General features: G+C 33.4%; 12 protein-coding genes. 11 read left to right on the forward strand and 1 reads right to left on the reverse strand.

What is annotated here, in order from left to right; all coding sequences use genetic code 11:
- The first annotated feature begins 73 nt into the window (after positions 1 to 73).
- From BLS22_RS04295 to murI, 7 genes are all read left to right on the forward strand, one after another.
- Positions 74 to 967, forward strand: a complete 894-nt coding sequence (locus BLS22_RS04295) for a fumarylacetoacetate hydrolase family protein (RefSeq protein ID WP_090550814.1) — start codon at positions 74 to 76, stop codon at positions 965 to 967.
- 190 nt (positions 968 to 1,157) lie between these two features.
- On the forward strand, positions 1,158 to 1,526 hold the full coding sequence (locus BLS22_RS04300) for an SIR2 family protein (protein ID WP_090550817.1): 369 nt from the start codon (positions 1,158 to 1,160) through the stop codon (positions 1,524 to 1,526).
- 98 nt (positions 1,527 to 1,624) lie between these two features.
- The gene (locus tag BLS22_RS04305) at positions 1,625 to 2,452 is read left to right on the forward strand and encodes an ATP-binding protein (RefSeq protein ID WP_090550820.1); all 828 of its coding nucleotides are present in this window, start codon (positions 1,625 to 1,627) and stop codon (positions 2,450 to 2,452) included.
- Positions 2,453 to 2,589: 137 nt separating this feature from the next.
- Complete coding sequence (locus BLS22_RS04310; protein WP_090550823.1) at positions 2,590 to 4,461, forward strand: sensor histidine kinase; 1,872 nt, start codon at positions 2,590 to 2,592, stop codon at positions 4,459 to 4,461.
- 19 nt (positions 4,462 to 4,480) lie between these two features.
- Positions 4,481 to 5,191 (forward strand): response regulator transcription factor, encoded by a 711-nt coding sequence (locus tag BLS22_RS04315; protein WP_244269454.1) that lies wholly within the window; start codon positions 4,481 to 4,483, stop codon positions 5,189 to 5,191.
- A gap of 157 nt (positions 5,192 to 5,348) precedes the next feature.
- Positions 5,349 to 6,704: a glucose-6-phosphate isomerase gene (locus tag BLS22_RS04320; RefSeq protein ID WP_090550829.1), complete on the forward strand. Its 1,356-nt coding sequence runs from the start codon at positions 5,349 to 5,351 to the stop codon at positions 6,702 to 6,704.
- Positions 6,705 to 6,724: 20 nt separating this feature from the next.
- Entirely contained in the window at positions 6,725 to 7,558 is an 834-nt protein-coding gene (gene murI / locus BLS22_RS04325; RefSeq protein ID WP_090550831.1) for a glutamate racemase, read from the forward strand.
- A gap of 86 nt (positions 7,559 to 7,644) precedes the next feature.
- Here murI and pepV read toward each other — a convergent pair whose 3' ends face one another.
- On the reverse strand, positions 7,645 to 8,982 hold the full coding sequence (gene pepV / locus BLS22_RS04330; RefSeq protein WP_090550834.1) for a dipeptidase PepV: 1,338 nt from the start codon (positions 8,980 to 8,982) through the stop codon (positions 7,645 to 7,647).
- Positions 8,983 to 9,174: 192 nt separating this feature from the next.
- Here pepV and BLS22_RS04335 point away from each other — a divergent pair, with 192 nt between their 5' ends.
- From BLS22_RS04335 to BLS22_RS04350, 4 genes are all read left to right on the forward strand, one after another.
- Positions 9,175 to 9,543 carry a hypothetical protein gene (locus BLS22_RS04335; RefSeq protein WP_143011248.1) on the forward strand — a complete coding sequence of 123 codons (369 nt, stop codon included), beginning with the start codon at positions 9,175 to 9,177 and terminating at the stop codon, positions 9,541 to 9,543.
- A gap of 71 nt (positions 9,544 to 9,614) precedes the next feature.
- On the forward strand, positions 9,615 to 11,165 hold the full coding sequence (locus BLS22_RS04340) for a putative polysaccharide biosynthesis protein (protein WP_090550839.1): 1,551 nt from the start codon (positions 9,615 to 9,617) through the stop codon (positions 11,163 to 11,165).
- A 178-nt stretch (positions 11,166 to 11,343) separates the two neighbouring features.
- Entirely contained in the window at positions 11,344 to 11,838 is a 495-nt protein-coding gene (locus BLS22_RS04345; protein ID WP_090550841.1) for an FMN-binding protein, read from the forward strand.
- Between the two features lie 150 nt (positions 11,839 to 11,988).
- Positions 11,989 to 12,174, forward strand: a complete 186-nt coding sequence (locus BLS22_RS04350) for a hypothetical protein (protein ID WP_090550844.1) — start codon at positions 11,989 to 11,991, stop codon at positions 12,172 to 12,174.
- The last annotated feature ends 19 nt before the right edge of the window (positions 12,175 to 12,193 follow it).

The raw sequence follows: 12,193 nt of genomic DNA on the forward strand, positions 1-12,193 counted from the left end.
CACTTGAAGATAAAGTTAGATTCATGTAGAATAAATTTGATTCAAGATATAATTGTATAAAGGGGGACAAAAAATGTATTTTGTGACTTATTTAGAAAACAACGTAGAGAAAGTAGGCTTATTATTAGACAATAAAACAAAAGTGTTGGATTTAGCTAGGGCTCTCGGAAAAAATCACCTTAACAATATGCTAGAGCTCATTACCCATTGCAATAAAGAAATGATAGACAAAATAAAAGGTCTCACACAAGATAAGATGCTTTATGAAAAAGCAGTGGATGTTAAGGATATTAAATTGTATTCCCCCATTCCTCAACCTAGAAGAAATGTAATATGTCTTGGTTTGAATTATAAAGACCATGCAGAGGAATTAAAAAATAGCTTAGGAAAGCAAGTACAAACCCTTAAAGCTCCAGTATATTTTGGGAAAATGGCTTGTGATATCATCGGAGATGGAGATGCAATAGATAATCACCCAAATATAACTGAAGCTATAGATTATGAAGTAGAGCTAGCTGTTATTATAGGAAAGGAAGGTAAAAACATTTCTCTAGAAGAAGCAGAGGATTACATATTTGGATACTCTATATTAAATGACTTATCTGCAAGAGATCTTCAGACTAAGCATACCCAATGGATTAAGGGGAAAAGCTTAGATACCTTTACAGCCATGGGACCCTGTATTGTCCATAAAAGTGAATTACCCTTCCCAATTGAATTAAATTTGACCTGTAGAGTAAATGACGAGGTAAGGCAAAGTTCTAACACAAGAAATTTAATCTTTGATATTCCTTATATTATCAGTGACTTATCAAAGGGCATGACACTTAAGCCAGGAGATATTATTGCTACTGGTACACCAGCCGGTGTAGGCATGGGCTTTAGCCCTCCAAAATATTTAAAATCTGGTGATGTGATTACCTGTAGTATAGAAAAAATAGGAGAACTAATCAACAAATTAAAATAATTGTAAGAATGTTCGTCATCCCCTTAAGCCTTCTTAAGGGGATTTCATTTATTAAAGTGAAAGGTTAACTTCAATAATAAAATAATGGAATTAAGCCATAACTTATTTAAAGTAAAAGGTTAACTTTAAGTTGCAAATATTTAGCTTTGGAATAAATATATAATAAAGGGAATGTAGGGGAGGGAGGTTTATGGGTTTTATGGATAAATTATCTGATGCTCTTTCTCAATCAGTAGAGGAGATAGGAAAGAAATCATCAGAAATCATTGAGGTAAATAAATTAAGTATGAATATCGGTAAAAAAGAAAGGGAAATGGAAAAGCTATTTTTAGAGCTAGGAGAATATGTATATAGAAATTTACAGGAATATAACTATATATCTAGGGACAATGCAGAAATTTATATGCATAAAATAGCTTATTTGGAAAAGGAGATTGATACTTTAGAAAAATTAGCATTAAATATTAAGAAAATTCGATATTGCCCTAGGTGCAAAGAGGAATTTGATGGAGAAGAGGTTTCCTATTGTCCTATATGTGGAAAGTATATTCGAGAGTGAGGTGATGTATTTCACAAAAATGTGTGAGGTGTGTCACATACTGATTTTCTCTCCTATAGTAAAATAAAATCAAGAAAATCATAAAGGAGAGGATACCTATGGCAATAAGAAAAATTATTGAAATAAATGAAGAAAAATGTGATGGATGCGGACTATGTGTACCTAATTGTGCTGAAGGAGCTATTCAGATCATTGATGGAAAAGCTAAGCTAGTTAGTGATATTTACTGTGATGGTTTAGGAGCCTGTTTAGGTCATTGTCCTCAGGATGCGTTAAAAATTATAGAAAGAGAAGCACCAGACTTCGATGAGGAAGCTGTGGAAGAGCTTTTAAAAAGTCAAAATAAAGCCTTTACACCAGCTAAAGCTAGTACCCATCAAGATCAAGAGCATGATTGTGGTTGTTCCGGCAAGAAAACAGAAGCACCCAATCCTCCTTTAAGTGGGGGTGTTCATCAGCATCATGGTGGAGGATGTCCAGGAAGCAGAATGATGAAGTTTAATGAAGAAAATACAGGAAATGAAAGTGTTGTAAGTAGTGGAGATGTAGAAATAAAAATTAAACCTCAGTTAAGACAATGGCCAGTACAACTGAAGCTTATTCCAGTAAATGCCCCTTACTTCCAAGATGCAGATTTATTAGTAACTGCTGATTGTGTACCCTTCGCTTATCCAAACTATCATTTAGATATTTTAAAAGGAAAAGCAGTTGTGGTAGGTTGTCCTAAGCTAGATGACATAGCTTTTTATACAGATAAGCTAACACAAATCATCGCCACCAACAATTTGAAATCTGTTACTGTAGCCTTCATGGAGGTACCCTGCTGTCAAGGAATAGTTAGAGCAGTGGATATGGCAGTGGCTAAAGCTAACAAAGCTATTGAAGTAAAAAAAGTAAAAATAAGCCTACAAGGCGAAAAACTATAAACTAAAATCCTACATTTTGTGTAGGATTTTTTATGATTTTATAAAAAATAGATATGAGAAATTCATAAAAAACATTTTGATATTAATGATATAATAGATACTATAACAACAAACAAATATTAGTGAAGGGTGAGATCATGGGCCTTAGAAAAAAAATCACCATAAGTATATGTATTATTGTTTTGATTTCTTTATTTACCCTATGTATGTCCATCTATAGAAAATCTGCAGAAATTCTTAATGAAGAAACCAATAATTTTACTGAAATTCAGATTCTTAGAGCTCAAGAAAAGATAGATCTTTTGGTAGATAGAATAAAAATGGAGAGTAAGCTTTTAGCTAGAGATAAATATGTGATAGATTTTTTGAATAATAAGATTACTACAGAAGATTTAAACTTGATTTTAACCTACCAAATGATCAGTAAAAATCAAAAGGATAATTATTACAAAGATTTATTTATAGTAGATTTAGAAGGAGTCATTATCGCATCTACTATGGGTGATGCTATGTATGTAGATTTATCTGAGAGAGAATACATACAAAAATCTTTTTTGACCCATGAAACCCAAACAAGCGATATATTAATTGCTTTAACAGATGGTAAAAACATAGTAAATACAGTAACTCCCATATACAATGAAAACCAAGAGATCATGGGCTTAGCCGGGATAGCCCTAAGGGCTGAGAATTTTGTGAATTTTATCAAAGATTATAATGTAGGACAAACTGGATATTTTGTTATAATTGATTCTAATGGGTACATACTTTCCCATAGGGATACTTCGTTAATTGGGCATATCTATTCACAGGAGATTTCAGGATTAGAAAATATCCATACAACGGATGACGGCTTACAAAAGACATATGATGATGTATATCTCTACACCTACAAAAAAATGAAGAGCAATAATTGGATATTGCTTACACTTATGCCTAAAGAAGAGTTGAATATTAAATCTGTTGGTTTGTTAAAATATGTTTTTATATATGGATTCATTATATCCATCAGTGCAATATTTTTCAGTATTTTCCTATCAAAACAAATATCTAGACCTATTATTCATATTACAAATTATATAGATAAAGCAAAAAATAACAATCAAATGCTAGATGATGCAATTTATCACACAAGAATCGATCTAGAAAATGATAAATTTGATTTTTCATTAGATAACCCAAGTTTTCATCAGGTGGAGTCGTTTTTGGAAAGTGTAAGAAAAAAAATGGATAAAAACTTTAATCTATTTGAGGAGGATGCAAAATCTTTGATTAAAAAATCTAAGGATTTAAGTAGCTCCTTAGAGATGAAATCTTATCTAACAGTAAAGTTTTTATCTACCTTATCCCATGATATAAGAACATCTCTTACCCTTATAAAAGGATATGCAAAAGGATTAATATCTAATTTTGAATTAGATGAAGATACTAAAAATAGATTTGCTCAGGAAATATATGATAGTGCTGAAAATCTTCAAAATATAGTTAATGATGTGCTAGACTCCACATATGAGGCCCATTGTACAAATGAGAGCAAGAAGGAATATGTAAAAAGCTATGGGTTTTGCGAGTATTTATTTCATTTTTCTAAAGAATATATTGAAAACTTTGATAGAATATTTATAGGTAATTTTGACTGTGGAACTGAGCTATTATATATAGATAGAATCAAAATTATAAGAGTTTGGCAAAATATCTTGAGCAATGCAGTAAAATACACAGAAAAATTCACCAACATTTATGTCACTATTTGTAAAGAAGATGATAGAATGTTATTTAAAATAAAGGATGAAGGTATGGGCATACGTGAAAATGATAAAGAATATATATGTGAAATGTTTTACAAATCCAATCTTTCGGATAAAAATAGCTATGGCTTAGGGCTGTTTATATCAAAATCTATTTTAAATACCCATCATTCAGATATTTATTTTGAATCTGAATTAGGTAAAGGCAGTACATTTTGGTTCTATTTAGATCTAAAACCTGAAAATGAGGAGAATAATTGATTTGTTGGAGGGAAATAAAATGGACTTTCAAGGGAAGATATTGGTAGTAGATGATGACAAACGTTTAGTAAAAATGATTGAGGAATATTTAAATCTTTATAGATTTAAAGCAGTTAAAGCCTACAATGGCAAAGATGCTTTGGCATTTTGTGATGAAACTATTGACTTAATAATACTAGACATAAACATGAATCATCTTGATGGCATAGAAGTTTGCGAAAGATTAAGACAAAACTTTGATGTACCAATAATTTTTTTAAGTGCAAATACAGCCTCCTATGACAAGATTCGTGCCTTTGGGGTTGGAGGAGATGACTATGTCATAAAACCTTTTGATCCAATGGAATTAATCGCCAGAATTAAAGCCCACATAGCAAGAGCAAGAAGATATAACCCTTCAAAGCAGGAGAATAAAGTTATAGCGTTTGGAGATATAAAAATATATAAGGATGCCCATAAGATTTTAAAACAAGATAAGGAGATTAAGCTTTCTAAAACGGAATTTAAGTTGTTATTGTATTTGATAGAAAATCCATTTGTTGTACTTTCTAGGAAAGAAATTTTGCAAAATGTATGGAACAGTCAATTATACGATGAAGCAATTGTAAATACATATATTATGAGAATCAGACAGAAACTAGAAGAAAATAATGTAGAGGAGCAGTATATAAAATCAGTCAGAGGCATAGGGTATATGTGTGAAGTAGAGTTTGAAAAAAACATAGGATAATTTTTAACAGTAAATATTTTCACAAAAAAGACAGCACCAACAATTTATTGGCTTTAAAAAAGTCATCCTTTGCATCTTCAAAAGGAAGACTTTTTTACTTTTTTTGTTATAATAATATTATTAAGTAAAAATTTACAACATAAGGGGGTTTTAGGGGATGAGTAAAATTACATTTAATTATTCAAAGGCATTAGGTTACATAGGAAATCATGAAATAAAGGCACTTGAGCCTACTATAGATATAGCTCATAAAATGTTGCATGACAAAACGGGGTTAGGAAATGATTTTTTGGGTTGGGTAGATTTACCAGCTTTCTATGATAAGAAGGAACTGGAAAAAATTAAGGAAACAGCTGAAAAAATACAAAATCAATCGGATGTACTAATAGTTGTAGGTATTGGAGGATCTTATTTAGGGGCAAGGGCTGCTATTGAAATGTTGAGCCATAGCTTTTATAATCTGTTACCAAAGAATAAAAGAAAAACACCGGAAATCTATTTTGCAGGACACAATATGAGTGCAAGATATATAAAGGATTTATTAGAAATAATAGAGGGTAAGGATATCTCTTTAAATGTTATTTCAAAATCCGGCACCACTACAGAGCCTGCTATTGCTTTCCGTATTTTAAAGGCATATATGGAGAACAAATACGGTAAAGAGGGAGTAAAGGATAGGATTTATGCCACCACTGATAAAGAGCAGGGAGCATTAAAAACAATGTCTGAAGAGGAAGGGTATGAAACCTTTGTTATTCCTGATGATGTTGGGGGAAGATACTCTGTATTGACAGCGGTTGGTTTTCTCCCCATTGCAGTGGCAGGCATTGATATTGGACAAGTCATGGAGGGAGCTTATGAAGCCTATAAAGATTTGAACAATTCAACACTTGAAAAAAATCATTGTTATCAATATGCTGTAGTAAGAAATATTTTATATAATAAGGGAAAAACTGTAGAAGTATTAGTAAATTATGAACCATCCCTGTACTATATGGGTGAGTGGTGGAAACAATTGTTTGGAGAGAGTGAAGGGAAGGATCACAAGGGTATTTTCCCGGCTTCTGTAAATTTTTCTACTGATTTACATTCTATGGGACAATATATTCAGGATGGTAGAAGAAATATTTTTGAGACAGTTCTACATATAGAAAGCTTGCAGGAGGAAGTCCTTATACCTCAGCAGGAGAAGGATTTAGATGGGTTAAATTATTTGACGGAAAAAACTGTAGACGATATTAACAAAGGCATTTTTGAAGCTACCCTCCTAGCCCATGATGATGGAGGTGTTCCAAACTTAATTATTAATATTCCTGAAATAAGCTGCTATTTTTATGGATACTTGGTTTATTTTTTTGAGAAAGCCTGTGGCATCAGTGGTTATCTGTTGGGTGTTAATCCATTTGATCAACCTGGAGTAGAAGCTTATAAAAACAACATGTTTACCCTTTTAGGAAAGAGGGGATATGAGAAGCAACGGGAAGAGATGCTTAAGAGGTTGAATAAATTATAAATAGGAGGGTGTTTAAAACCGTGAAATATGATAGTGACTTAGCGATAGGTGTTTTTGACTCTGGTGTAGGGGGAATTAGTGTGCTGGCAGAGCTAATTCATCGTTTACCAAAGGAAAAATACATCTATTATGGAGATTCAAAGAATGCTCCCTACGGAATGAGAACAACGGAGGAAGTAAAGGCGTTATCCTTAAATGTAGTGGAGGAATTGCTGAAAATTGGCATTAAAGGGTTGGTGGTGGCCTGTAACACTGCAACAAGTGGAGTTATTGAGGACTTAAGAAAAGCAATAGATATTCCTATTGTTGGGATGGAACCAGCTCTAAAACCTGCAGTAGAGCTAAATAAAGCAGGTAAAATTATTGTTATGGCAACGCCAGTCACTTTAAGGGAAAAGAAATTTAATAATTTAATTCAATGCTTTGACAATAGGAACAAAATAATTAAACTACCCTGCCCAGGTTTAGTAGAAATTATCGAGAAAAATGGGGGTAGGGGAGAAGAAATAAGACAATACCTCCATAACCTATTTAAGGAAATTAATATAGAGGAAATTGATTCTATTGTTTTAGGATGTACCCATTACATCTTTATTAAAGAAGAACTTAACATAATGACAGGAAATCGAGTGCAATTAATTGATGGCAATAGAGGCACTGCCAATCAACTTAAACGATTATTAACAGAGGAGAATCTCCTCCATATGGAAAAAAATCAAGGATACACAGAGATAACTATGATAAATTCCTTAAACACAGAGGATATCATAGATCTAAGCAAAAAACTGTTGGAGGAACAGCTCCATTATTTGGGCTGGCAAGGAAGATTAAAGTATAATATAGTAGATTTGTAAATTCACTGATAAAATAATTTTAGCCAATATCTTTAAAATAATTGGCATTATAGGTAAAGGGAAGATATAATCTTCCCTTTTATTAGTTATTGTAGAAGCTTTACGATGGCTTTAGCATAAATAACAGTGGTTTTCATTAAGCTATCAATGTCTATATACTCATTGGCCTTATGGGCCATTTTTTCTTCTCCCGGAAAAAGAGGGCCAAAGGCAACGAAATTTTTAAAGGCTCTGGCATAGGTGGCTCCACCAGTTGCCAAAGGCGTGCTATTTTGATTGGTCACCTCTTCATATACCTGCCTTAAGGTTTGAACTAGATAATGATCCTCTGGAACATAAAGGGAGGGTAGAGAGTCCAAAACCTCCATATTAAGTCCATAGGGTTTAACAGATTTTTTTAAAAGTTCTAATACCTCCTTCATCTCTTTAGTGACTGGCATACGGATATCAATATATAGTTCCTGTTTGTTTTCATCTATCAGAACCTTAGCTATGTTAAAAGTTAGGTTTCCTGAGACATTATCACAATAATTGTTAAATATCCTTCGGGCATACACATCTTCTCCTACTTCTTTTGCAACAAAATCTATTACAGAAGAAGTAACCTTTTCCTTAGATAAAAGCAATGCCCCTTGAACGATGGCATTTTTACCCTCCCAAGCCTTAGCAGAGTGGGCAGCTTTTCCTAAAAAAGTGAAGGTGTTCTCTTGGATAATATACTGGTAATTTAAATCATCAGCAGTTTTAATCAAGGATTGTAAATCCTCTCCAGTAAAGCTGCAGGATTCGGGAACACTATTTAAAGCAGTCCCACCTTGAAACTTAAAGGAAGTACCTTCATCGATGGATAGCTTCACCTGCAAAAGCCCTTTTTCTGCATTAATTAAAGGATAATCAGAATCTGGAGTAAAGCCTAAGGTGGGAATTTCCTCTTCCTCAATATATTTATTAATATCTTTCCAATGGGTTTCCTCATTAGTACCTAAGATGAGACGAACCCTTTTATTTAAAGGAATATCAGCTTCCTTCAATGCCTTCATCCCATAAAGGACAGCTAATAAAGGACCTTTATCGTCTAGAGTACCTCTACCGTATATACGGTTGTCGGCTATTTCACCACTAAAGGGAGGGTAGGTCCAAGCTTCAGGCTTTTCTGCCGGGACAACATCTAAATGACCTAAGATACCAATTAATTCTTCACCTTCCCCCATTTCTATATAACCATAATAGCCATCTTTATTAACTGTAGAAAAACCCATTTTTTCTCCCAAAGCTAAAGTAAATTGTAAAGCATCGTTAACACCTTTACCAAAGGGCATCTTTTCTAGGGCCTCAGCTTCTACACTTTTAATTTGAACTAATTGTTGGATAGAAGAAACTAGCTCATCCTTTAATGATTGAACCTTGTTTTCTAATGAATCCATAAATTACTCCTTTCTATCTGACGATTCTAACAAAATATATGTAATTGACTTCTTGAATATCAAATTATACAATAACACTATAAATATTATATCAAAATATTAAAGTAGGTGGTTGGTATCGTTTTATCATTAATCCCATTATTGTTGTTTGGCATTATTGCCTTAGTTATCTTACTAGGAGGAGGGTTATCCTTGACAAAAAACTTAAATTTAAGAAGTCTTTATCTTTACTTAGTATGTCTTGTTACATTAGTTATATTTATTTTTGGTACAATTTTTACCATCCACAGAACTGTGGATTTAGTAGTTGGTGCCGATGGATATTATTTCCAAACCCTAGAGGATTATCAACAAAGATATTATGTTTATAACTCTGAAGGAAAAAGACAGGACCCAGAGCTTTCTCGGGAAGAAATAGAAAAGCGTTATGAAGAATATTTAAAGCAAGAAGCTACCAGGAGAAGGACACAAAATATAAGGGATTTATCTTATAGCCTATCGGCCATGTTAGTAGGTGGAGGGTTTTGGTTTTATCATTGGAGAAAAATTAAAGAAGATTAAAATCAGTCATGATGTTACTCCCCACTGGAATATACTTACTATAGAATATTTCATTGTGAGGGAGTACTTTTATGTCTAATAAAAGATTTATTAAGGGAGCATTTGTTTTAGCTGTAGCAGGGCTTATAGCAAAATTTTTAGGAATATTTTTCAAAATTCCGCTACAACGCCTAATCCATGATGAAGGTATGGGGCTATTTGGATTGCCTTATCCCATTTATACCATTATGTTATCTATATCAATAATTGGTCTACCTGCCGCTATATCAAAATTAATCTCTGAAAAAATAGCTATTGGAGATTATAGTGGTGTTAAAAAGGTCTTTCGTATTTCCTTTTTTATGATTATAGCTATTGGTATATTTTCCTCATGCTTTCTATATTTTGGAGCCCATAGGATTATTAAACTGTTGGATTGGCCTCCTGAAACCTATTATGCCATTATAGGATTGGCCTTTGCTCCTTTTTTTGTTTCTATTATGTCGGCTTTTCGAGGGTATTTTCAAGGGATGCAAATTATGATGCCGACGGCATTGTCTCAAATTGTGGAACAAATGGGAAGGGTGGTTATTGGGGTAGGATTGGCTTATATGTATATAGATAAAGGTGTAGGATATGCAGCAGGAGCGGCGACCTTTGGAGCTACAGCTGGAGCTTTACTAGGAGCCCTTTTATTACTGGGGTATTATTTGTTCACAAGAAAATCCTTTCCAGATTATACTGCTTATAGAAGGAATAAAGGAAAAGAGTCTACCTCAAAAATAGTAAAAAGGCTGATTTGGCTGGCTATTCCTATAACAATAGGAGCGATACTCAGTTCTGTTATGGGATTAATGGACTCCATCATTGTCCCAGCAAGACTTTTACAGAGTGGCTATAGTCAAGAGGGAGCGACAATTCTCTATGGCAGATTAACGGGAAAGGCCGTTACGTTAATAAATGTACCTTTAACCTTTAGTATGGCCATGGCTGCCAGTCTTGTTCCAGCTATATCAGAAGCTAACAGTAGAAACAATATGTTAGAACTAAGGGAAAAGGCCAAAACCGGGATAAAACTAACCATGATAATTGCCTTTCCCGCAACGTTAGGTCTTTTTCTACTGGCATCTCCTATTATTCATTTACTTTGGGGGGAGACAGAGGCGGGGGGAGATATACTAAAAGTTCTAGCAGTAAATGTTCTATTTATTTCTTTAGCTCAGACCCTCACCAGCATTTTGCAAGGTATGAATAGGGTTTTTGTTCCTGTAAGAAATTTATTGATAGGGGTTATTGTAAAGATTATTGTCAGTTATTTTCTTTTAGTAAGCCATTTAAATATTATAGGAGCTGTTACAGGTTCTATTTGTGGTTATGGGGTTGTTATGATTTTAAATTATATAGAAATTGAAAGGACTGTCGGTTTGAGACTTTCTATAAGGGAGACGGTTTTAAAGCCCATAGTAGCTTCAGGAACAATGGCCATAGGTGTTATACTGGTTTTTAATTATACCTATTTACAGCTACAAAAAGAAGCCATAGCAACTTTACTTGCCATTACTAGTGGTATAGTTTTTTACAGTATTATGGCATTGCTCATCTATGATTTTCAATTCCACAAAAAAAACTTTTTCTTTAAATAAAGGCTCTATTAAACACTATTGTTGATTTTAGCATTCTATGAATTCTGGGGTTCTGTCAAGATAATAAACTGAGAAAACCTCTATTCTCAAAAAAATGGAATAGAGGTTTTAATTTTGTACAAACTAATAATGACATCTTAATAAAAAACTTTATAAAAAACTTTGAGAGGTGATTTGTATGAAGAATAAAATACTTATTTTATTTGTTGTAATGCTGATGGTGGGTTTTGCTACCGTAGGATGCCGAACTCAGGAAGCACCTCCTGCTCCAACAGAAACTCCAGAAGAGACTCCAGATGAAACACCTGAAATGACGGATGAAACTCCAGAAGGAGAAATGAATTATGAAGATGGATCTTATCGTGGTGAATTAGAACCCAATGAAAAAGGGTGGACAAGTGTTGTTGATATTGTAGTAGAAAATGGAAGAATTACAGAGGTAGATTATGACGAACTAGATGAAGAAGGCAATCGAAAATCAGAAAATGAAGAATATAATGAACTGTGGGAATCGGCAGCCGGTATCAGTGCGAAAGAGGCTTATCCAGCATTAGAGCAACAATTAATTGAAGTTCAAGATGTTCAAGCAGTAGAGGTAATAACAGGTGCTACTTTAACTACAAAGGATTTTAAAGAAGTAGTTGAGAAGGCAGTAGAAGAAGGACCTCAATAAAAATTATAGGTAAAAGATAAAATATAAAGATGGTGTAAAAAAGTCCATTACCTAGAGGGAATAATAGGTAGATGGACTTTTTTGTCCCATGTCTAGATTATTAGATTTGAGGAATACTAAAATTACAGTTATAATAAAGGAGGTATATGAATGAAGGACAAGTATGTAATCTATACGAAAAATGGGTTTTTAGAAAATGTATTATCTAGAGATGAGGCTATTGAAAAAATTAAACAATATCATGAGCATGGTGTAGATGCTTATATCATATCTGAGACAGAAGCAAAACGTATTCAAGAAGGGGATGAAGAATTTCATTTACCTAAGTGGGAATAAGGGTGTAAAGCACACCCTT

Origin of the sequence: Natronincola ferrireducens (assembly GCF_900100845.1) — a bacterium.
GTDB classification, from domain to species: domain Bacteria; phylum Bacillota; class Clostridia; order Peptostreptococcales; family Natronincolaceae; genus Natronincola_B; species Natronincola_B ferrireducens.